Source organism: Dietzia sp. KRD202, from assembly GCF_017168155.1.
GTDB lineage: Bacteria > Actinomycetota > Actinomycetes > Mycobacteriales > Mycobacteriaceae > Dietzia > Dietzia kunjamensis.
The window spans coordinates 1-410 of record NZ_JABFAN010000100.1; the positions used below are offsets into that span (position 1 = coordinate 1).

Consider the following 410-nt stretch of genomic DNA (forward strand, 5'->3'; position numbering starts at 1 on the left):
ACCGAGGCCTGAGCCGAGCGATACCGAGAGTGAGCGCCGTCCTCGCGGTCGTATCGGGCTGTTTGGCGACGGAAGCCACGGCGGGCGCGTTCCAAACTTGCGCCCGTATCAAGCAGTGGACTGCTCCTGTCATGAAAAGGGAAGAGCGTGTTCTGCAGCAAGTGGGCGTTCTGGAAAATGTAGGTCGCCTTCGCGCCGGTGATACGACCAAGACTCGACGGCCTCGCGGTTTCCGGCGCTGCTACAGCGACGAAGGTGACTCGTGAGTCTGCGTGAGAGGAACCGGCGACCTCGTCGTAGAGACCGTGAAGTCGGGCCGTGAAGTCGCCGCGGTCGGCGAACCGGGATCTGTACGCCGCTGCCAGCTGGCGCTCTTTCATCCACTGCGTCAATGTTCCATCCCTGAAGGG

1 pseudogene is annotated in these 410 nt (G+C 62.7%); it reads right to left on the reverse strand.

What is annotated here, in order from left to right:
- Positions 1-392, reverse strand: a pseudogene (locus J1M64_RS19075) (hypothetical protein); the annotation flags it as partial.
- Positions 393-410: the final 18 nt, after the last annotated feature.